Source organism: Stutzerimonas azotifigens DSM 17556, assembly GCF_000425625.1.
GTDB classification, from domain to species: domain Bacteria; phylum Pseudomonadota; class Gammaproteobacteria; order Pseudomonadales; family Pseudomonadaceae; genus Stutzerimonas; species Stutzerimonas azotifigens.
In genome coordinates this window covers 102573-123503 of the sequence record NZ_AUDU01000016.1, presented here as the reverse complement: position 1 = coordinate 123503, position 20931 = coordinate 102573, and the positions used below count along the sequence as shown (strand labels likewise).

The 20931-nt window shown below is 67.5% G+C and carries 19 protein-coding genes; 10 read left to right on the top strand and 9 right to left on the bottom strand.

Features of this window, described 5'->3' with window-relative positions; genetic code table 11:
- Positions 1 to 29: 29 nt before the first annotated feature.
- The gene (gene gntR / locus H610_RS0100520; RefSeq protein ID WP_028237904.1) at positions 30 to 1049 is read left to right on the top strand and encodes an HTH-type transcriptional regulator GntR; all 1020 of its coding nucleotides are present in this window, start codon (positions 30 to 32) and stop codon (positions 1047 to 1049) included.
- A gap of 840 nt (positions 1050 to 1889) precedes the next feature.
- On the opposite strand, the gene H610_RS0100515 is transcribed toward gntR, so the two are convergent.
- Both H610_RS0100515 and H610_RS0100510 read right to left on the bottom strand, forming a co-directional pair.
- Positions 1890 to 2642 carry a gamma-glutamyl-gamma-aminobutyrate hydrolase family protein gene (locus H610_RS0100515; RefSeq protein WP_028237903.1) on the bottom strand — a complete coding sequence of 251 codons (753 nt, stop codon included), beginning with the start codon at positions 2640 to 2642 and terminating at the stop codon, positions 1890 to 1892.
- A 35-nt stretch (positions 2643 to 2677) separates the two neighbouring features.
- A complete protein-coding gene (locus H610_RS0100510; RefSeq protein WP_028237902.1) occupies positions 2678 to 3955 on the bottom strand; it encodes an NAD(P)/FAD-dependent oxidoreductase in 1278 nt (425 codons plus the stop codon).
- Between the two features lie 207 nt (positions 3956 to 4162).
- Here H610_RS0100510 and H610_RS0100505 point away from each other — a divergent pair, with 207 nt between their 5' ends.
- The gene (locus H610_RS0100505; RefSeq protein WP_028237901.1) at positions 4163 to 5047 is read left to right on the top strand and encodes a LysR family transcriptional regulator; all 885 of its coding nucleotides are present in this window, start codon (positions 4163 to 4165) and stop codon (positions 5045 to 5047) included.
- A 33-nt stretch (positions 5048 to 5080) separates the two neighbouring features.
- Here the strand turns inward: H610_RS0100505 and H610_RS25655 are convergent, their stop codons facing one another.
- Positions 5081 to 5257, bottom strand: coding sequence for a hypothetical protein (locus tag H610_RS25655; RefSeq protein ID WP_161630449.1), 177 nt, complete (start codon positions 5255 to 5257; stop codon positions 5081 to 5083).
- Positions 5258 to 5761: 504 nt separating this feature from the next.
- On the opposite strand from H610_RS25655, the gene H610_RS0100495 reads away from it, so the two are divergent.
- The 5 genes from H610_RS0100495 (at position 5762) to H610_RS0100475 (ending at position 11654) form a co-directional block, all read left to right on the top strand.
- Complete coding sequence (locus H610_RS0100495; protein ID WP_028237899.1) at positions 5762 to 7165, top strand: cytochrome b6; 1404 nt, start codon at positions 5762 to 5764, stop codon at positions 7163 to 7165.
- Between the two features lie 187 nt (positions 7166 to 7352).
- Positions 7353 to 8621 (top strand): PQQ-dependent sugar dehydrogenase, encoded by a 1269-nt coding sequence (locus H610_RS0100490; protein ID WP_028237898.1) that lies wholly within the window; start codon positions 7353 to 7355, stop codon positions 8619 to 8621.
- 58 nt (positions 8622 to 8679) lie between these two features.
- Positions 8680 to 9027, top strand: a complete 348-nt coding sequence (locus tag H610_RS0100485) for a c-type cytochrome (protein ID WP_051231402.1) — start codon at positions 8680 to 8682, stop codon at positions 9025 to 9027.
- A 386-nt stretch (positions 9028 to 9413) separates the two neighbouring features.
- Positions 9414 to 10694: a mechanosensitive ion channel family protein gene (locus tag H610_RS0100480; RefSeq protein ID WP_028237896.1), complete on the top strand. Its 1281-nt coding sequence runs from the start codon at positions 9414 to 9416 to the stop codon at positions 10692 to 10694.
- 90 nt (positions 10695 to 10784) lie between these two features.
- Positions 10785 to 11654 (top strand): carboxylate/amino acid/amine transporter, encoded by an 870-nt coding sequence (locus H610_RS0100475; protein ID WP_028237895.1) that lies wholly within the window; start codon positions 10785 to 10787, stop codon positions 11652 to 11654.
- A gap of 1 nt (position 11655) precedes the next feature.
- Here the strand turns inward: H610_RS0100475 and H610_RS26060 are convergent, their stop codons facing one another.
- From H610_RS26060 to H610_RS22975, 6 genes are all read right to left on the bottom strand, one after another.
- On the bottom strand, positions 11656 to 11784 hold the full coding sequence (locus H610_RS26060; protein WP_256380890.1) for a hypothetical protein: 129 nt from the start codon (positions 11782 to 11784) through the stop codon (positions 11656 to 11658).
- Positions 11781 to 12059 (bottom strand): LysR substrate-binding domain-containing protein, encoded by a 279-nt coding sequence (locus H610_RS26150; RefSeq protein ID WP_028237894.1) that lies wholly within the window; start codon positions 12057 to 12059, stop codon positions 11781 to 11783. Before H610_RS26150 ends, H610_RS26060 begins: the two co-directional genes overlap by 4 nt.
- A gap of 286 nt (positions 12060 to 12345) precedes the next feature.
- The gene (gene paoC / locus H610_RS0100460; protein WP_028237893.1) at positions 12346 to 14553 is read right to left on the bottom strand and encodes an aldehyde oxidoreductase molybdenum-binding subunit PaoC; all 2208 of its coding nucleotides are present in this window, start codon (positions 14551 to 14553) and stop codon (positions 12346 to 12348) included.
- A 3-nt stretch (positions 14554 to 14556) separates the two neighbouring features.
- Positions 14557 to 15507, bottom strand: a complete 951-nt coding sequence (locus tag H610_RS0100455; RefSeq protein ID WP_028237892.1) for an FAD binding domain-containing protein — start codon at positions 15505 to 15507, stop codon at positions 14557 to 14559.
- Entirely contained in the window at positions 15504 to 16157 is a 654-nt protein-coding gene (gene paoA, locus H610_RS0100450) for an aldehyde dehydrogenase iron-sulfur subunit PaoA (protein ID WP_028237891.1), read from the bottom strand. Before paoA ends, H610_RS0100455 begins: the two co-directional genes overlap by 4 nt.
- Before the next feature lie 209 nt (positions 16158 to 16366).
- Complete coding sequence (locus tag H610_RS22975; protein ID WP_084166332.1) at positions 16367 to 18046, bottom strand: IclR family transcriptional regulator domain-containing protein; 1680 nt, start codon at positions 18044 to 18046, stop codon at positions 16367 to 16369.
- Positions 18047 to 18232: 186 nt separating this feature from the next.
- Between H610_RS22975 and H610_RS0100440 the strand changes: the two genes are divergently transcribed.
- The 3 genes from H610_RS0100440 to H610_RS0100430 are packed head-to-tail and all read left to right on the top strand — an operon-like array spanning position 18233 to position 20922.
- Entirely contained in the window at positions 18233 to 19039 is an 807-nt protein-coding gene (locus H610_RS0100440) for an RraA family protein (protein WP_028237890.1), read from the top strand.
- On the top strand, positions 19039 to 19485 hold the full coding sequence (locus H610_RS0100435) for a nuclear transport factor 2 family protein (protein WP_028237889.1): 447 nt from the start codon (positions 19039 to 19041) through the stop codon (positions 19483 to 19485). The genes H610_RS0100440 and H610_RS0100435 overlap by 1 nt, the downstream gene beginning before the upstream one ends.
- A gap of 21 nt (positions 19486 to 19506) precedes the next feature.
- Positions 19507 to 20922, top strand: coding sequence for an aldehyde dehydrogenase (NADP(+)) (locus H610_RS0100430; protein WP_028237888.1), 1416 nt, complete (start codon positions 19507 to 19509; stop codon positions 20920 to 20922).
- Positions 20923 to 20931 lie beyond the last annotated feature (9 nt).

The window sequence follows — 20931 nt, the reverse complement described above, 5'->3', positions numbered from 1 at the left end:
ATGACGCCTCCCTGTTCAGGAACGAACCCATGACCCAACGCCGTCGTCGCTCGCCCGGGCGCGTCACCCTGTCCGACGTGGCCCGCACCGCCGGATGCTCGCTGATGTCCGCCTCGCGCGCACTGTCGCAGCCGGAACGCGTTTCCGATCAGTTGCGCGAACGCGTGCAACAGGCCGTGCAGGCACTCGGCTACGTGCCACACCCGGCCGCACGCAGCCTCGCCAGCGCGCGCTCCAACCTGGTGGCGGTGATCATCCCGTCGCTGTCCAACGCGGTCTTCGTGGACATGGTCGAGGCCATCCAGAAAGTACTGATGCCGGCCGGCTTCGAGCTGATGATCGGCGTCAGCCACTACCGCCCGGAGGAGGACGAGCGCCTGCTGCGCGCCTATCTCGCGCACCAGCCGGCCGGGCTGCTGGTCACCGGCTTCGAGCGCAGCAGCGCGGCGCGCGAGGTGCTCGGCAGCTACCGCAGCCCGGTGGTCACGCTGATGGAGCTCAGCGATGCGCCGGCGGACTACTGCGTCGGCTTCTCCCAGCTGGAAGCCGGCGCCGCCATGACCCGCGCGCTGCTCGAGCGCGGCTACCGGCAGGTTGCCTTCGCCGCCGCCCAGCTCGACCCGCGCACCCTGCAGCGCGCCGAAGGCTACCGGCAGGCGATGCGCGAGGCCGGACGCCACGACCCGGCACTGGAGCTGCTGACGCCGCAGCTGTCGTCCATCGCGCTCGGCGCCGAACTGCTCGACGGCCTGCTGGCGCGGCAGCCACAGATCGATGCGGTGTTCTTCAACAACGACGACCTGGCGCTCGGTGCGCTCTTCCGCGCCCGCCAGCTCGGCCTGGACGTGCCCGGGCGGCTGGCGATCGCCGGCTTCAACGACCTGCCGGCGGCCGCCTGGGTGCATCCCTCGCTGACCACCGTGCACACCACGCGCGGGCAGATCGGCGAACTGGCGGCGCAGATGCTGCTCCGGCTGATCCGTGGAGAGCAGCCGGAGCAGCGGCGGATCGATGTCGGCTTCCAGGTGATGATGCGGGAGAGTGCCTGACGGCAGGGAGCGGCGCGCATGGCGTCAGGTTCGCGGTCAAGACCGCTCCCACTGGGCCCTTCCTGCGGGAGAAAGATGGCCCGCAGGGCCGGATGAGGGCGTGCGCAGCCCTCACCCCAACCTCTCCCGGAGGGAGAGGGAGCTGGCCGGGTGGTGACCTAGGCGCTGTGCCGGTGCGATTCGCGAGCAAGCTCGCTCCTACAGGGTCCCCGCGCGACTTTCAGGCCGTACTTTTCCCTTCTCCCCGCGGGAGAAGGTGGCCCGCAGGGCCGGATGAGGGCGAGGTCGCGGGCAAGGACTGGCCGTCCTCCTCGCTCCTGGGAAAGGTGCGTATCTGCACCTGTGTGGGGTCTCCACCGCGATCCTGCCTGCGAGCGGTCGCAGGCAGAGCCTGCTCCTACAGGGGGGAGCAGATCTTTCAGGGCACGTCGGCTTTTCCCTTCTCCCTGCGGGAGAAGGTGGCCCGTAGGGCCGGATGAGGGCGAGGTCGCGGGCAAGGACTGGCCGTCCTCCTCGCTCCTGGGAAAGGCGCGTATCTGCACCTGTGTGGGGTCTCGACCGCGATCCTGCCTGCGGGCGGTCGCAGGCAGAGCCTGCTCCTACAGGGGGGAGCAGATCCTTCAGGGCACGTCGGCTTTTCCCTTCTCCCTGCGGGAGAAGGTGGCCCGCAGGGCCGGATGAGGGCGAGGTCGCGGGCAAGGACTGGCCGTCCTCCTCGCTCCTGGGAAAGGCGCGTATCTGCACCTGTGTGGGGTTTCGATCCTGCCTGCGGGCGGTCGCAGGCAGAGCCTGCTCCTATAGGACGCAAAAGATTCAGGCGTCGTCGTGCCTTTCCGCCGATTAGGCGTGCGACCGCCCCGCGTATGCCACACAGGCCTCTCGGAACGCCTCGAACAACCGGCGCGAAACCGGGTTTTCATTCGGGCGCCACTCCGGGTGCCACTGCACGCCGAGCACGAAGCCCGGTGCATCGAGCGCCGACACCGCCTCGATCAGCCCGTCCGGCGCCACGGCTTCGGCGCGCAGCCCCTCGGCCAGGCGGTCGATGCCCTGGCTGTGCAGGGAGTTGACCGCAAAGCCTTCACCGAGCCCGATGCGCTCCAGCAGCCCGCCCGGTTGCACGCGGACGGCGTGCCGGGGCGCGTACTGTTCTTCGACCGATTCCACCGCCGGCTCGCGATGATCGAGGTAGCCGGGCAGCTCCTGCACGCGCTGGTGAAGGCTGCCGCCCAGGGCCACGTTCAGTTCCTGGAAGCCCCGGCAGATGCAGAACACCGGCACCCCGCGAGCGATGGCGGCCTGCAGCAGTGGCAGGGTGTTGGCGTCGCGGACGGGATCGTGCAGGGTCCCTTCGGCGCTGGCCGGGCCCTGGTAGCGATCCGGATGCACGTTCGAAGGCGAGCCGGTGAACAGGATGCCGTCGAGCCGTTCCAGCAGCGGCTGCGGGTCGCCCGGCGCCTGCCGCGCCGGCAGGATCACCGGCAGGCCGGCGAGGGCGGCGGCTTCGACGTACTTGTCGCCGGCGGTGTGCGAGGGGTATTTGCCCAACTGCTGGTGGCAGGCGGTGACGCCGATCAGGGGAATGCGGGACATGCTTCGGGCTCCGGTTCGTTTTGGACAGGCAGGCGCTAGACACCCAACCGGTCGCGCAGCTGGTAATAGGCCGCGCCCAGCGCGGTGAAGGGCACGCGCAGCAGGCGGCCGCCGGGGAAGGGGTAATGGGGCAGGCCGGCCAGCACGTCGAAGCGTTCGGCCTGGCCGCGCAGCGCCTCGGCCAGCACCTTGCCGGCCAGGTGCGTGTAGGTCACGCCGTGGCCGCTGCAGCCCTGCGAGTAGTAGATGTTGTCGCCCAGGCGCCCGACCTGCGGCAGCCGCGAGAGCGTCAGCAGGAAGTTGCCGGTCCAGGCGTAGTCGATCTTCACCTGCCTGAGCTGGGGGAAGGTCCTGAGCATCTTCGGCCGGATGATCGACTCGATGTCCGCCGGGTCGCGCGCGCCGTAGACCACGCCGCCGCCGTAGATCAGGCGCTTGTCGGCACTCAGCCGGTAGTAGTCGAGCAGGTAGTTGCAGTCCTCGACGCAGTAGTCCTGCGGCAGCAGGCTATGGGCGAGTTCGTCGGACAGCGGCTCGGTGGCGATCACCTGGGTGCCGCAAGGCATCGACTTGGCCGCCAGTTCCGGCACCAGGTCGCCGAGGTAGGCATTGCCGGCGATCACCACGAAGTTCGCGCGGACCTGCCCATGCGGCGTGTGCACCAGCGGCTGTGCGCCGCGCTCGATCTTCGTTGCCGGCGTCTGTTCGTGGATGGTGCCGCCCAACGAGCAGACCGCCTCGGCCTCGCCGAGCGCCAGGTTCAGCGGGTGGATGTGCCCGCCACTCATGTCCAGCAGGCCGCCGACGTAGCGCTCGCTGCCGACCACCTCGCGGATGCGCCGGGCGTCGAGCAATTCGAGGCGGTCGTTGCCATAACGCTCCCAGAGCTGCTTCTGCGCCTGCAGGTGGCCGAGCTGCCTGGGCGTGATCGCGGCGAACACGCCGCCGTCCTTCAGGTCGCACTGGATGCCGTAGCGGGCGACGCGTTCGCGGATGATGCGGCCGCCTTCGAAGGCCATAGGCCCGAGCACGGAGGCTGCATGCGAGCCGGCGGTCCGTTCGATGACGTCGATGTCGCGGCTGTAGCTGTTGACGATCTGCCCGCCGTTGCGCCCGGAGGCGCCGAAGCCGATTCGCGCCGCCTCGATGACGATCACCTTGAAGCCCTGCTCGAGCAGGGCTATCGCGGTGGACAGGCCGGTATAGCCCGCGCCCACCACGCAGACATCGCACTCGACCGACTCGGTCAGCGGCGGGTGCGCCCTGTCGCGGTTGCGCGAGGCGCTGTAGTAGCTGTCGACGTACTGCTGCATGTGAACTCCCTCACGGTCGACACGGCCGTGAAGCACGGCCGGTCGCTTCGAATCCATCGTTCGAAGGCTGTATTCGGAATGGTGTGTGCACGCGGCTGCAAAGCTTCGCCGACGTTGCGACCGGCGCTGTTGTATTGCCTTTCGCCGCACTATAGGTTGGCTGCCATGCAATAGTCATCGGCGTTTCGGCAAGCGGAGTATGCACGCGTGCAATATCGGATCACCCATGCGGACCTGGTGCTGACCCTCGCCCTGGTGCGCGGCGGCTCGCTGGGCAAGGCCGCCGAACTGCTGCAGGTCGACGTTTCCACGGTATTCCGCGGCATCCGCCGCCTGGAAGGGGCGCTGGGCACGGCGCTGTTCGTCAAGAGCCGCAGCGGCTACCTGCCGACCGGCACGGCGCAGGCGCTGGCCGAGCAGGCCGAACGCGCAGAACAGGCGCTGGAAGCTGCCCGGATCGCGGTGGCGCAGGGGGAGCAGGTGGTCAGCGGCACGGTGCGCCTGACCTGTACCGAAGCCGTGCTGCACAGCCTGCTGTTGCCGGCGCTGGCGCAATTCATGCCGGCATACCCGGCGCTGTCGCTGGAGATCGCCACGTCCAACAGCTTCGCCAACCTCAGCCGGCGCGACGCGGACATCGCCCTGCGCCTCACCAATTCGCCGCCCGGCCACCTGGTCGGGCGCTGCCTGGGCACGGCCTATTACGCGGTGTACGGACAGGCGGATTTCCGCGACGACTACGCCGAGGCGCCCACCGCGCTGCCCTGGATCGCACTGGACGACTCCATGCCGGAACACCCCACGGTGGTCTGGCGGGCGCAGCAATACCCCGGCCTGGTGCCGCGCTACCGATGCAGCAGCATGTCGGCGCTCGCCCAGATGGTACAGGCGGGCCTCGGCGTGGGCGCCTTGACGCACTTCATGGCCGCAAGCATGAGCGCTGTCGAGCGCCTGAGCGATCCGTTGCCGGGCTGCGACACCCAGCTCTGGCTGCTCACGCGCCCGGACTGCCTGCCGCTGCGTTCGGTGCAGACGCTGTTCGACGAACTGGCGAACGCGCTCCGCTCGGCGATCGAGGGCGGGGGCGGCTGAGCGGGCAGGGCGGTGGCTTGGCGTGCGAGGGCGTCAGGCGACGAAGGCGATGAGCAGGTTCTGGACGTCTTCGCGTTCGTCAGGGGTGAGGTCAGCGACCAGCCGTTCGATGTTGCGCTCCACATCCCGGCGCTCGTTCATCCTGTGCGGATCGCGGGCCTTCTCGTAAAGCTCGTGCAGTTTCCGGGCCGTAATACTCAGGTCGGTCACGGTGGCTACTCCAGTACCTCTGGGCGCGTCGGCGCAAAGGCGATGTTGGGGCGGTATCAGGGGCCCGGCGACGATGCCAGGCAAAAAGGCTATCGGCCCCGCAGGGCGCGGCTTGATGGTCCGGCAGAGGAAGCCGACGAGGTGCATGCCTATGACAAAGGCCGGTGCACATGGCGCGCTGTTCGTTTCGGTCGGCTGCTGACTTCCCTCCGGAAAAGCGCTGGGATGAGGGTGTGCGCACATGCTTCCCTCATCCGGCCTGCCGGCCACCTTCTCCCTGCGGGAGAAGGGCAAAGCCGGGTGCCGGCCAAGTTCTTGGGAGCGGTCTTGACCGCGAATGTGCTCGTATGCAGCCGACGTGATCGTAGGTGCAAGCGCACCGTTGCGGCGCCAACCTCAACCATCGCCAGAAACAATCATGGCGATAGCCAACGCCAATTGTTCCCTTCCGCCTCGCTGGTCTAGGCCTGTATTGACGGGCCTGAAACGCGGAGAACAACAACCATGACTGCACCCCGAACCCTTCCCCTAGGCGCCCTGGCGCTGAGCCTGACGCTGGCAACCCCCATCCTCCACGCCGCCCCCAGCGACGAAGGCGAGCGCACCTCGAGCTACAACCCGGTGAAGATCACCGAACCGTTCGACTCCATCATGCAACGCATGAAGGACGCGAAACCCTCGATCCTGAAGAAACACCAGGCGCTGCTGGAACAGCGCTACGACCTGTCCGACCGGCCCGCCGCCAGCCTGCAGATGACCCGCGGCAAGCCGATCCAGGAAGGGGTGCGGGTCAAGCTGCCGGCCGAGACGAACTGGGCCGAGCTGGCGGCGATGAGCCCCGAGGACATCCGTGCGAAGGGGCTGTTCCCGGCCGGTTTCATGCCCCTGCCGCACCCCAACCACCCGGAAGGCGGGATGGTCTTCCCGCAGTTCCACATCGACGAAGTGAACAGGATCGAGGGCCGCGATCTGACCCGTTTCGACCTCGATTTCGACCTGCCGGACCATTTCCTGCCTGAATTCCCGGCGCCGATCTTCCTGACCACCCGCCCGGATCTCGGCGACGTCAGCCAGGGCAAGCTGGTCAACATCCGCAACTACTTCGAGCTGTTCAACGGCATCCTCAATCCCAAGCAGCTGGAGGGCCTGCGGCTGTTGGTGACGACCTTCCCGCAGCAGCAGTTCAACGCCACCGACGACCGCCGCAGCGTGCACCCGCACAACGGCGTGGCCTGCCTCGACTGCCACGCCAACGGCCACACCAACGCCGCCACCCACCTGGCGGGCGACGTGCGCCCGCAGGAGCTGCGCCACCGCATCGACACGCCGTCGCTGCGCGGGGTGAACATCCAGCAGATCTTCGGTTCGCAGCGCGCGCTGAAGACGGTCGAGGATTTCACCGAGTTCGAGCAGCGCGCCGCCTATTTCGACGGCGACCCGGTGATGGCAGCGAAGAAGGGCGTGAACGTGCTCGAGCGCGGCAGCCAGGTGCATTTCATGGGCGAGTTCCAGGCCCTGCTGGACTTCCCGCCGGCGCCCAAGCTGAACGTGGAGGGACGGCTCGATCCGGCCAAGGCGACCGAGCAGGAACTGCGCGGCGAGGCGATCTTCCACGGCAAGGGCGCCTGCGCCGGCTGCCACGTCCCGCCGTACTACACCGACCACCTGATGCACAACCTGCAGACCGAGCGCTTCTACGAGCCGCAGGAGTACAACGGTGTGCGGGCGGTGGGCGACGGGCCGATCAAGACCTTCACCCTGCGCGGCATCAAGGAGTCGCCGCCGTACCTGCACGACGGCCGCCTGCTCACCCTGGAGGACACCGTCGAGTTCTTCAACCTGGTGCTGCAGCGCAACCTCGACGAACAGGAAAAGGCCGACCTGGTGGCCTTCCTGCGCACGCTGTAGCGGAGCGAGGGGCGAGGCGCAGGCCTCGCCCCGACCGCGGCGACCGTCGTCCTGGCGAACCCGCATCCTGGCGCTACGCTTACCTTGAGCTCAGTCGGGCATTTCCTGAGACACCCCGTGCGGTGCGAGCCGTTCAGGAGACGCTGAGAAGAACAACAACAATGTCGTCCTCACCAAGGTGTGACCCATGAACTATGCTCCGCTTTCCCTGAGTGCCTTGCTAATGCTCATGTCTGCCACGGCTTCGGCCCAGGCGACCAGCGACGAAGCGCTGGAACGCATGCGCGACATGAAGACCACCGGCCAGTCGCTGGACATGGCGACCATCCCGCAGACCGGCTCGACCGCCGATGCGATCCGCAAGAACCTCGAGCGCGTCAAGCTGCCCGACGGCTTCAAGATCGAACTCTATGCGCTGGTACCGAACGCCCGCCACATGGCCGTCGGGCCGTCCAGCGGGGTGGTTTTCGTCGGCACCCGCAAGACCGACCTGTGGGCCGTCACCGACCGCGACAAGGACCGCGTCGCCGACGAAGTGAAACGCTTCGCGCCGGCCATCAGCTTCACCCAGCCCGGCCCCTGCTTCAGCCCCGACGGCTTCCTCTTCGTCGCCGAGCACAACCGCGTGCTGGTGTTCCCGGCGGCCGAGTTCTTCTACGAAGGCCCGGACGTCGCCGCCGACATCGTGGTGCCCAGCGGCGGGCTGATTCCCAAGGAAGAGGAGAGCTACAACCACGGCGCGCGGGTGTGCGCCATCGGCCCGGACAACCGGCTCACCGTGTCGCTCGGCCAGCCCTACAACGTGCCGCCGAAGGAAAAGATGGACCTGTACAACCAGCACGGCATCGGCGGCATCGTGAAGATGGACCGCGACGGCAGCAAGCGCGAGGTCTACGCCACCGGGGTGCGCAACTCGGTGGGCCTGACCTATCACCCGCAGACCAAGGAACTGTGGTTCACCGACAACCAGGTCGACGGCATGGGCGACGACATCCCGCCGGGCGAGATCAACCACGCGCCCAAGGCCGGCATGCAGTTCGGCATGCCCTGGTACGGCGGCGGCTCGATCCGCACCAACGAATACGCCGAGGAGACACCGCCGGAAGGCCTGACCCCGCCGGTGGTGGAGACCACCGCGCACGCCGCCGACATGGGCCTGACCTTCTACACCGGCAGCATGTTTCCCGAGCAGTACCGCGGCGGGCTGTTCAGCGCCCAGCGCGGCAGCTGGAACCGCACCGTGCCGGCAGGCGCGCGGCTGATGTTCACCCCCTTCGCCGCCGATGGCAGCGGACCGTCGGGCGAGACCATCCCGTTCGCCGAAGGCTGGCTCGACGACAACACCGGCGAATATTACGGGCGCATCGTCGACGTCAAGCAGCTCAAGGACGGCTCGCTGCTGGTCTCCGACGACACCGCCGGGGCGATCTACCGCATTTCCTATGCCGGCAACTGAGCGCGCCGCAGACGGACCGGCCGGCAGGCCGGTCCCCACCGATCGAGGAGTACCACGAATGCATCGAGCCGCTCGCGGCGATACCCGGCGGCCGGCGCGCCTGCCCGTCCTGCTGGCCCTGCTGGCCGCCTTCGGAGCGCAGGCCGCCGACCCGGCCGCCGGCAAGGCGAAGGCCAAGGTCTGCACCACCTGTCACGGCCTGGACGGCCTGAGCCGGATGCCGGACGCGCCCAACCTCGCCGGCAACAGCACCCTCTACCTAACGACGCAGTTGCAGGCGTACCGCCAGGGGGAGCGCAAGCACCCGCAGATGAGCATCATCGCCGCCTCGCTGAGCGACGAGGACATCGCCGACCTGGCCGCCTGGTATTCGGCGATCAAGGTCACGGTGCAACTGCCCGAGTGATGGCGCACCAATCCCTCATCCAGCCCTTTCCCCCCTTCTCCCGGCGGGAGAAGGGGGAAAGGCACGGCATTGCCTGCCACCTCGGCGACCGCGAAAAAGGGTCGGTTGCGGCCACCCTTGACCATGGCGAGTTCGGCGGTCGGCCCGACCGGACGCGTGGATGAGGCTTCGCCGTCATCCACCCTACGCACTCGCAGGCCTGGCTAGGGCGAACGAAGCCACACGGCGCGCCCCTGTAGGAGCAGGCTCTGCCTGCGACCGGCGTGCGGTGCACCATGCCCCTCCTGACCGGCGCTTCGGGCCCCGCGGTTCTGCCGCCGCCCCGGATTTGTTAAGGTCGCGCGTCTACCGGCCGGGACTGCCCGGCGGCGCCGTACGGAGACCCCATGCCCGAACAAATGGCCGATTGGCTCGATTGGCTCGATCAGCAACCCCATCTGCAAACCCTGCTGGCCAGCGCCGCGCTGATATTCGCCGCCTGGCTGTCGAACTGGATCGTCAAGCGCATCCTGGTGCGCGGCCTGTACCGCCTCCTGCGTCACGCCGGTACCGCCCAGGTGAACGATTTCGGCATCATCAAGCGGCTGTCCAACATCGTTCCGGCGCTGGTGCTGTCGATCGGCGTGAGCGCCGTGCCGGGCCTGCCGGACGCGGCCGTCACGGTGGTGCGCAACGTCTGCGGCGGCTTCATCGTGCTGACCATGGCGCTGGCGCTGGGCGCGCTGCTGGACATCGTCAACATGGTCTACCAGCGCCGCTCCGATGCGCACCTGCATCCGATCAAGGGCTACCTGCAGGTGTTGAAGATCGTTCTCTACGCGATCGCCACCATTCTCATCATCGCCACGCTGATCGACCGTTCGCCGCTGATCCTGCTGTCCGGCCTCGGCGCCATGGCGGCGGTGCTGATGTTGATCTTCCAGGACACCCTGCTGTCGCTGGTGGCCAGCGTGCAGATCACTTCGAACGACCTGATCCGGGTCGGCGACTGGGTGGAGATGCCGCAGCTCAACGCCGACGGCGACGTCATCGACATCGCGCTGCACACGGTGAAGATCCAGAACTGGGACAAGACGATCACCAGCATTCCCACCAAGCGCTTCATCTCCGACTCGTTCAAGAACTGGCGCGGCATGCAGGAAAGCGGTGGGCGGCGGATCAAGCGCAGCCTGTACCTTGACCAGCAGAGCGTCCATTTCCTCGACACCGAGGAGCGCCGCCGGCTGTACCGCTTCAACCTGCTGTCGGACTACCTGGTCAACAAGCGCAAGGAAATCGACGCCTGGAACGCCCAGCTCGCCGAACGCGGCGACGAGCCGGTCAACACCCGGCGCGTGACCAACATCGGCAGCTTCCGCGCCTACGTCGAACGCTACCTGCGCAGCCATCCGGGCGTGCATCAGGGCATGACCCTGCTGGTCCGGCAGATGAACCCGACGGCCGAAGGCCTGCCGCTGGAGATCTACTGCTTCACCAACACCGTGGCCTGGGCCGACTACGAGGCGATCCAGTCGGACATCTTCGACCACCTGCTGGCGATCCTCCCGGAGTTCGGCCTGCGCGTGTTCCAGCACCCGAGCGGCGCCGACATGCGTGCCTGGGCCGAGGAGGCCCATCGCCCGCCGGCGAACCCCGCGCCCAAGGCGGAGGCCCAACCCCAGGCCTGATGGGCGACGCCGGCGAGGGCGGGGCGTCCCGCCGCCTCTTTCCGCCTCGCCGGCGAACCGTTATGGTCGCGCTCCCGCAACGGAGGCGACATGGCCCATCTGCTCTTCGTCACGGTCCTCTGGGCCGTTTCCTTCAACCTGATCGGCGCACACCTGGCCGGGCAGGTCGACAGTTACTTCGCCGTGCTGACCCGCGTCCTGCTCGCTGGCCTGGTGTTCCTGCCGCTGACGCGCTGGCGCGGCGTCGACCCGCGCTTCATCGGCGGCGTGACGCTGGTCGGCGCGCTGCAGTTCGGCGTGACCTACATCTGCCTGTACCTGAGCTTCAACGTGCTGAGCGTGGCCGAGATCCTGCTCTTCACGGTGCTCACGCCGCTGCACGTGACGCTCATCAACGATGCGCTGCAGCGCCGCTTCAACCCCTGGGCGCTGCTGGCCGCGCTGGTGGCGGTGCTCGGTGCCGGGATCATCCGCTACGGCGAGATTTCCGCCGATTTCCTCGGCGGCTTCCTGCTGATGCAGCTGGCCAACTTCACCTTCGCCGCCGGCCAGGTCGGCTACAGGCACCTGGCGCGGGGCTTTCCATCCGAGGTGCCGTTGTATCGGCGGTTCGGCTATTTCTTCATCGGCGCCCTGCTGGTGGTGCTGCCGGCCTGGCTGCTGTTCGGCAATCCGGACAGGCTGCCGACCACGGCGACGCAATGGGGCGTGCTGCTGTGGCTCGGGCTGCTGGCGACCGCGGTCGGCCAGTTCTGCTGGAACAAGGGCGCGACCCTGGTGAGCGCCGGCACGTTGGCGGTGATGAACAACCTCTCGGTGCCGGTCGGCCTGGTGCTCAACCTGGTGTTCTGGGGCACCGAAACGGACCTGCGGCTGCTGCTGGCCGGCGGCAGCCTGATCGTCGGCGCGCTCTGGCTCAGCACGCTGGGGCGGGTCGAGGGGAGGGCGCCGGCCACCTGACTCAGCCGTCGTGGCGCAGCGCGTCGACCACCAGGCGATGCGCCAGGGACGACTGCTTCCGGCTCGGGTAGTACAGGTGGTAGCCGGGAAAGCGTGAGCACCAGTCCTCCAGCAGCTTGTTGAGGGTCACCGGATAGTCGCGCACCCGCACGCCGGTGGCGTTGTAGGTAGGTAGCCCAGCCCGAAGCCGTCGAGCCCGGCCTGCAGGATCGCGCGGCTGCCATTGAGGATCAGCTGGCCGTCGACGCGGACCCTGATCTGCTCGTCGTCGCAGTCGAACTCCCAGGCATAGAGGTCGCCAAGCGTCGGCAGGCGCAGGTTGATGCAGTTGTGTTCGAGCAGGTGCTGCGGTCGCAGCGGCGCAGGCCTCGAGGCGAAATAGGCGGGCGTGCCCACCACCGCCATGCGCACGTCCGGCCCGATGCGGGCGGCCTTGGTCGCAGACAGGTCCCGATTGCCGTCGCCCCGAGGTCGCTCCCCACAATCGCCGCGAGGGCGCGCCTCCCACAGGATCGGGTGGGCTCCGCTTGCTGTTGTGGGAGGCCCGACCTCGGGGCGATGCGCTTGGGATCGCGAGGGTCTGCACAAAGCCCAGCTCCGCACCGGACCAACCCCTCACCCATCCGGGAGAGGATGCAGGCCTTCGATCAGCGGGTGCGCCACCTTTCCGGCTGAGCAGGGAAGGGACGACTCAGATCGCCTCCGGCATCCCCTCCAGCAGCTTGTCGAGGGTCACCGGATAGTCGCGCACCCGCACGCCGGTGGCGTTGTAGATGGCGTTGGCGACCGCCGCGGACACCCCGCAGATGCCCAGTTCGCCGACGCCCTTGGCTTTCATCGGGGAGGAGAGCGGGTCGGTCTCCTCGAGAAAGAGCACCTCCTGGTGCGGGATGTCGGCGTGCACGGGCACCTCGTAGCCGGCCAAGTCATGGTTGACGAAGAAACCGTAGCGCTTGTCGACCGCCAGCTCCTCCATCAGCGCGGCGCCGACGCCCATGGTCATGGCGCCGATCACCTGGCTGCGCGCGGTCTTCGGGTTGAGGATGCGGCCGGCGGAACAGACCGCGAGCATTCGTCTGATGCGCACCTCGGCGGTCGCCGAATGGACCGCAACCTCGACGAAGTGGGCGCCGAAGGTGGACAGCTTGTAACGATCGTCCAGATCGCCGAACTCGATGGCATCCTCGGCGATCATCTCGCCGTCGACCACCGCTTCGCTCAACGCGGCGCGGCGCCCGCCCTGGCGGATCTCGCCGTCCTCGAACACCGCCTGCTCGGCATCGAACCCCAGCCTGCGCGCCAGGTTTTCACGCAGCTTCACGCAGGCCGCGTAGACGCCCGAGGTGGAGCTGTTCGCGCCCCACTGGCCGCCAGAGCCCGAGGACACCGGAAAGCTCGAATCGCCCAGCCGCACGACCACGCGCTCCAGCGGCACGCCCATCATCTCGGCGGCGGTCTGGGCGATGATGGTGTAGCTGCCGGTGCCGATGTCGGTCATGTCGGTTTCGACGGTGACGATGCCGCGCCCATCGAGCCGCACGCGCGCGGCGGAGGTGGTGACCGGGCTGTCGCGAAAGGCCGCGGCCACGCCCAGGCCGATCAGCCAGGCGCCTTCGCGACGGGTGGCCGGCTCGGCCGCGCGGCGGTGCCAGCCGAAACGCCGTGCGCCCTGGTTCAGGCATTCCTTCAGGTGGCGTTCGGAGAAGGCTCGCTCGGGTTTCTCCGGATCGACCAGGGTGTCGTTGATGATGCGGAACTCGACCGGATCGAGCTTGAGCTTTTCCGCCATCTCGTCGATCGCGATTTCCAGCGCCATGGAGCCCGGCGCGTCGCTCGGCGCGCGCATGGCGTTGGCCTCGGGTAGGTCGAGCGCGGCGACCCGCGTGGTGCTCATGCGGTGGGCGCCGGCGTAGAGCGGCCGGGAATAGCGCACGCCGGCCTCCGCCTTGAGGCCGTTCAGGTCGCCGGACCAGTTCTCGTGCCCGATGGCGACGATCCTGCCGTCGGCGCCGGCACCGATGCGAATGCGCTGGATGGTGGCGGCGCGGTGCGTGGTGTTGTTGAACATCAGCGGGCGTGTCAGCGCCACCTTCACCGGCCGCTTCGCGGCCCGCGCGCCTAGCGCCGCCAGCAGCGCGTCGGCGCGCAGGAACAGCTTGCCGCCGAAACCGCCGCCGATGTACGGCGAGATCAGCCGGATGTTGTCGGCGGGGATGTTCAGTGTCTTCGCCAGGTCCTGCTTGCCCCAGTCGATCATCTGGTTCGAGGTCCAGAGCGTCAGACGGTCTCCCTCCCAGGCCGCGATCGAGGCATGCGGCTCCATCATCGCGTGGGCCTGGCCGGGGGTGGTGTAGGTCCCGTCGAGCCGGACCGGCGCCTCGGCGAACGCCGTCGCGAAGTCGCCGATCGCCGTATCGGCCGGGCCGCCGGTGATGCTGTCGGGCCTGGTCGCGCCGTCCTTCTCCGCATCCAGGTCGAAGGTGCCCGGCTCGCGAGCGTACTGGATGCGTGCCAGCTGGGCGGCGGCGCGGGCCTGCTCCAGGGTTTCGGCAACCACCAGCGCGACCGCCTGGTGATAGTGCTCGATCACCGGGCCGCCGAGGAGGGTGGCGTTGTTCCTGCCGCCCTTGCCGAGCGGGCCGGCGCTTTGCGCGGTGACCACGGTAATGACGCCCGGCGCCTGGCGCACGTAGGCCAGGTCGAGGGAGACGATCCGGCCCTTGGCGATGCCGGCGCCGATCACGTGGCCATAGGCCGGGCGGGTGATCCGTTCATGCCACTCGAAGGCATAGGTGGCGGTCCCGGTGGTCTTCAGCGGCCCGTCGATGCGGTCGACTCCCTTGCCGACCACGGCCTGCCGATCGATCGGATTCTCGCCTGCGGCTGTTTCGAATTTCATGGCTCAGGCCCTCGCTTCGGCCAGCACGGCAGCGAGCGTGCGCTGCACCAGCGTCAGCTTGAATGCGTTGTGGTGGGTGGGGCTGGCATCGGCCAGCAGCGGCCCGGCGACGGCACGCGCACCGCGCGGCAATTCGGCCTCGGCCGCCTCCACGCGCCACGGCTTGTGGGCCACGCCGCCGACGGCGATCCGCCCGTTGCCGTCCGGCTGGATGACCGCCGCGACGGACACCAGCGCGAAGGCGTAGGAGGCCCGGTCACGCACCTTGTGATAGAGGTGGGTGCCGCCGAGCGGCTTCGGCAGGGTGACCGCGGTGATCAGCTCGCCCGGCGCCAGCGCATGCTCGACATGCGGCGTGTCGCCCGGCAGCCGATGGAAATCGGCGATCGGGACGCGCCGCGTCGAACCGTCGGGCCTTGCCGTTTCCACGGTCGCATCGAGCAGGCGCATGGCGATCGCCATGTCGCTCGGATGGGTGGCGATGCAGGCCTTGCTGACGCCGACCACCGCGTGCTGGCGGCTGAAGCCTTCCAGGGCCCCGCAGCCGCTGCCCGGCAGGCGTTTGTTGCACGGCTGGTTGGTGTCGTAGAAGTAGGGGCAGCGGGTGCGCTGCAGCAGGTTGCCGGCGGTGGTCGCCTTGTTGCGCAACTGGCCGGAGGCGCCGGCGAGGAGGGCGCGCGACAGCACCGCATAGTCACGCCGCACCCTCGGGTCCGCCGCCAGGTCGGTGTTGCGCACCAGCGCGCCGATGCGCAGGCCACCGTCGCGGGTGGGCTCGATCTTGTCCAGGTCCAGCCCGTTCACGTCGATCAGGTGCATGGGCGTTTCGATTTCGAGCCGCATCAGGTCGAGCAGGTTGGTGCCGCCGGCAATGAACCGGGCACCCGGGACGCGTGCGGCTGCGGCGGCGGCTTCGGCAGGCGATGCGGCGCGTTCGTAGGTGAATGACTTCATGCGCGCCCTCCAGCGACCTTGTTGATCGCCTCGATGATGTTGGAATAGGCGCCGCAGCGGCAGATGTTGCCGCTCATGCGTTCGCGCAGCTCGGCGTCGTTCAGTTCCGGCGCGGACGTCAGGTCGGCGCTCGCATGGCTGGGTACTCCGCGCTCGATCTCGTCGAGCACGGCCACCGCCGAGCAGATCTGGCCCGGAGTGCAGTAGCCGCACTGGTAGCCGTCGTGCCTGACGAAAGCGGCCTGCATGGGATGCAGCCGCTGCGGCGTGCCCAGGCCTTCGATGGTTGTGATCTCCGAGCCCTGGTGCATCACAGCCAACGTCAGGCAGCTGTTGATCCGCCGGCCGTCGACGATCATCGTGCAGGCCCCGCACTGGCCGTGGTCGCAGCCTTTCTTGCTGCCGGTGAGGTGCAGGTGCTCGCGCATCGCATCGAGCAGGGACGTGCGGTTGTCCAGCTCCAGCTCGCGGGGCTGGCCGTTGACCGAGAAGGACACGGCCGAGGTTTCGGTACGCCTGATGGGGGTTTCGTCCGCAGCGGCCCGCGAAGGCCCGATCAATGCGGTCACCGGAGTGAAAACCAGAAGCCCTCGGCCGAGCTCGAGAACCTCCCGACGCGACAGGCCGTGGTCGTCGCTGGAGTCGCTCATGTTCACATCCTCATGCGGAACACTGGAATGACTGAACATAGACGGTGATTGCGTGCTTGCCATCGACCAGCGGATGGCTGGCAACGTCGCGATCAGGGAATCCCCATGCCGTTGAAATCGGAACCGGCCTTGGCTGCCACCGTACGGTCATGCATGCGCTCGATCGATGGTAAGGCGACCAACGGGTTCGTATTAGTCGTTAAAAATCATCAGTTGGCGCCTTGTTGCGAGGAGGGGCGAGCCGGGCCGCTGTCTGCGGCCTGCAGCCGGAGCCTTGCTGGTCGCTCGATGCCCGAGGTTTCCACCGCCTTGCAGCCAACTTGCCCGGGGCAGGCTTCGAGCAAGAAGCCTGCGAGCGGTGCCGATGTCAGTGCCTCGCGGGTCAAGGCATGGCGAGACGAGGTGATGTACAGGCGGTCCAGGTGCGGGCCGCCAAAGGCCAGATCGGTGGGGCAGGGTACCGGTACGCCAATCAGCCGCTCGAGGCTGCCGTCTGCCGAGAACTGCACGACGCTCCAGCCGTCGCGCAGAGCTGTCCAGACCCCTCCATGGTTGTCCAGCGCCAGGCCGCTGAGGCAGCCCGATCCCTTCGGCAGGGTAGCGAAGCGGCGGATGGTGGGGTGTCCCGGTGTCAGTAGATAAATCGAGCCCGACTCGGGGGCCAGTGCATAAAGCGCCTGGCCGTCGCTGTTCCAGGCGAGAGCCTCGATGGGTTCACTGAGGTTCCAGTGACTGTGAAAGGAGGCTTCACGCTCATAGCACCCGAGCTTCCAGCCCCCTGCCTGCTTCAGGCTTCCCCAGATGAGCCCCTGAGTATCGACGCACAAGGCCGATGGCTTGCCGATGCGCCAGGCACCCTGGCTGATCGTCCGTCCTGCGTCGTCGATCAGCTGCCATCCATTCTGCTGGGCTACCAGAACGCCGTCCGGGTGCAGCTCGACGCCGATCACTGGCGTGTCCAGGCTAGCCAGTTGCCGCTCCTGCCCGTTTTCCAGTACCCGAATGGCAGGGGCAAGCGTGTCGGCCCAGTACAGGCACTGGCGTCGCGTCGACCAGCGCGGAAATGCACCATGAAAGGCCCAATCGCCGCTGGCGGCCTGGATCGGGTCTGCCGACCTGGGTTGCTCGACGACCGCCAGTTGACTGCCGACCCGCCGGGCCGCATCGGCAAGCTCCGGGCCCAGCAAATCCAGACGCGCGCGAGTCAGCCGGTAGGCAGGCCCGGCGACGCTGAGCGCGCCATGCACCTTGCCGCCTCCATCGACAATGGGAGCGGCCACGCAACGAACGCCTTCGCGAATCTCTTCATCGTCGATCGCGTAGCCACGCGCACGCGTGACACGCAGCTCGGCCAGCAGGCGCCGGCGATCGGTGATGGTCAGCGGGGTCAAGGGGGCGAGTGTCAGGCCCTTGAGAATCTCATCCCGCGCGGCATCGCCGAGCACGGAGAGGATGGCCTTGCCCTGTCCGGTGCAATACACCGGCTTGCTTTGCCCGAGCGAAGCCGCGGAGCGTACCGGGTGCGCTCCGTCACACCGCTCCAGCGACATGACCTGATTGCCGTCGAGCACCGCGAGGTAGGCCGTCTCGCCGGTGAGATCACGCAGCGCGCGCAGCTCGAAGCTGGCCGCCGCGACCAAGTCGGGCTTGAGATAGGCGTTGCGGACGAGCTCCAGATAGCGGAAGCCCAGGCGGTAGACCTTGCGCAGCGGATCGCGGCGCAACATGCCGCGGGACACCAAGCTGGCGATGATCCGGTAAAGCGTGGTTTTCGGCAGCCGGGTGCGCTCGGCCAGTTCCACCTGCGAGAGTCCCTGAGACGCCGACCCTACGGCCTCGAGCACGTCCAGTGCTTTCTCCAAAGAAGCGGTGCCTTCGTTCGTTCTCATCGAATATTCCCAGAATGTGGAACTGCCATGGGCATCCTCGAGGCCGTGCTGTTTTCAGGGTACGGCACGACGCCTAGCATCCGGGTACACCAAGGCATTTGGCAAGACGCCGTTCCAGATAATGGGAATCATCCGGAGTCCGGACAGTTGAGCCGATGCTGCGCAGCTGATGGAGATAACAAGAGCATGACGATCCACCAATACGCCGAGACCCTGCAAAACAGCACCGACCGCAGTGTGCATGTCGGCGACGACGTACTTGAAAAGCTTGCCCGTTGCAGCAGCGGCTCGCTGACCACCCAATTGTTCAAGCGAGGCTTCCGTCAACCGGCGATGGTCGGTCTGCGCGCCATGTGCCGTAACACCAAACCGTTCGCTGGCCGTGCCTTCACCATGCGCTTCATTCCCGCCCGCGAAGACATCGATACCTACGGCACCATGACCACCAGGCCCAACGGCGACAACCTCCAATGGCAGGGTGTTGAGCAGATTCAGCCGGGCGATGTGCTGGTCATCGACAGCCAGAACGATCCACGCGCCGCATCCGCCGGCAACATCCTGGTGACGCGCCTGCTGGCGCGCGGGGCCAAGGCGATCATCACCGACGGCGCACTGCGAGACGGCAGCGAAATCGCAGGGATGAACTTGCCGGCCTATGCGCGGGAGATCACTGCGACCACCCGTATCTCCTACCACCACGTCGCCGACCTGCAGGTGCCGATCGGCTGCGCTGGCGTGGCCGTCTACCCGGGTGACGTGATCGTCGGAGACGCCGATGGCGTGACGGTGGTACCGGCTTATCTCGCCGCAGAGCTTGCCGAAGTCTGCCTCGAGCAGGACGACATCGAGCGGTATCTGGCCATGCGTATTGCAGCGGGGGAACCGTTGTGGGGCGTTTACCCGCCCAGCCCCGACACGGTCGCTGCGTACAGGGATTGGATCGCCTCTGGACGCCCGAACATTCCCAGCATCATCGCAGAGGAGAACGCGTGATGACCGAACACCGGTACGCCCAGCTCATCCGCCGCTATTTCGATGCCTGCAACGAAGCCGACTTCGACAAGCTGGTGTCCTGCTTCACGCCTGACGCCGTCCATTACTTCCCAGCGGGGCTCCCCGACATTCCCTGGCGCGGCGCCGACACGATCGCTGCCAAGTGGGTCTGGTGCGTCGAAAACCTCGGTTCCCAGTGGACCATCGAGAAGATCCTGGTAAGCCATGACAGCCACGAAGCCGTGATCGAGTGGACGCACTGGAAGGGCAAGCTGGGCACCGCCCTTCGCGGGGACGAATGGTATGTGTTCGACGAAAAAAGTGGCCTGATCAAGGAGATCCGCGCGTATTACGCCGCTCCGGCGGATAAGGATGTGACGATCAACGAACTGGTCGACTTCGACTATTCCAACCGCGGCTATCACCTTGAGCCCAATGCGCGCTGAGCGACTGGAGGAGCTCGATACATGACCATTTCTGACTTCGCTCTCATCGATCGGGCGGTCGCCGAAGCCGCCGAGGCTCGACCGATTTGGGCACAATCCGGCGCCACAGTCCGTAGCCAGCTGTTGCGCGGGTTGGCGGACGTACTCGAGGCTAACGCCGACGAACTGATCGGTTTGGCCGATCGCGAAACGGGCCTGGGCGAAGCCCGCCTGAAAGGTGAAATCGCCCGTACGGCCTACCAGCTTCGCGGATTCGCTTCCGAAGTCGACGCGGGGGTTCCGTTCAGGCGGATCGATGATGCCGCCGTCGAAGGGTTGCCGCCGGCCGGCCGCCCGCGCCTGACCCGTGTGCGGGTGCCGTTGGGTCCGGTTGCGATGTTTTCCGCGAGCAACTTCCCGTTCGCCTTCTCGGTACTTGGCGGCGACACCGCTTCGGCGCTGGCCGCCGGCTGCCCTGTCGTGGTCAAGGCACATTCGGGCCACCCGCAGCTGTCTCGCGCGGTATTCGACCTGGCCCGTGGCGTAATCGCCAGGCAGCAGCTGCCGGCCGGTGTGCTGACGATGGTGGAGAGCGCTAGTCGGGCCGGTGGCGGCCACCTCGTGCAGCACCCGGACATCGCCGCGGTTGCCTTCACGGGGTCCTACCAGGGAGGCAAGGCGTTATGGAAGCTGGCCAACGAACGGCGACACCCGATTCCGTTCTTTGGAGAGTTGGGCTCGGTCAATCCCCTTGTGGCGTTGCCGAACGCGCTGGCAAAGGACCCGGATGGATTGGCCAAGGCCCTGGCAGGCTCCATCACCCTGGGTTGCGGTCAGTTCTGTACCAGCCCGGGCGTGATCGTCCTGCTCGACGACCCGGCCAGCGACCGTTTCGTCGCAAGCCTTGGCACTGCACTCAAGCCCATCCAGACCCACCGCATGCTGACCGACGGCATTCGTTCGGGGTTCGAGAAAGCTGCTGCGGCCATTGCCCGTGCGAACGATGTGCAGGCCCTGTTCGAGCCGGCAGTCGATGGCGCCGGTCCGGCACCGCAGCTTTTCCAGGTCTCGGCAGAACGCTTCATTGCCGACGAGCGACTGCGCGACGAAATGTTCGGTCCAGCCGCCATCGTGGTGCGTGCCCGCTCGCTGAACGAGGCCACTGAGGCGCTGGCCGCCATCGGCGGCACGCTGACCGCGACGCTATGGGGTGTAGAGGAGCCCAACGAGGCCAACCGCGCTCTGGTGCGTGTCGCCGAGACGATTGCAGGCCGCGTCCTGTTCGCCGGCGTGCCTACAGGGGTCGCGGTGACACACGCGCAGCATCACGGCGGCCCATGGCCGGCATCCACTGCACCGAGCACCACTTCGGTCGGCTATGCCGCGCTCGAGCGCTTTCTGCGCCCGGTTGCACTCCAGGACGCGCCGGCCTGGGTTCTCGAAGGCAAGCAGGGCTGAGGAGTCACG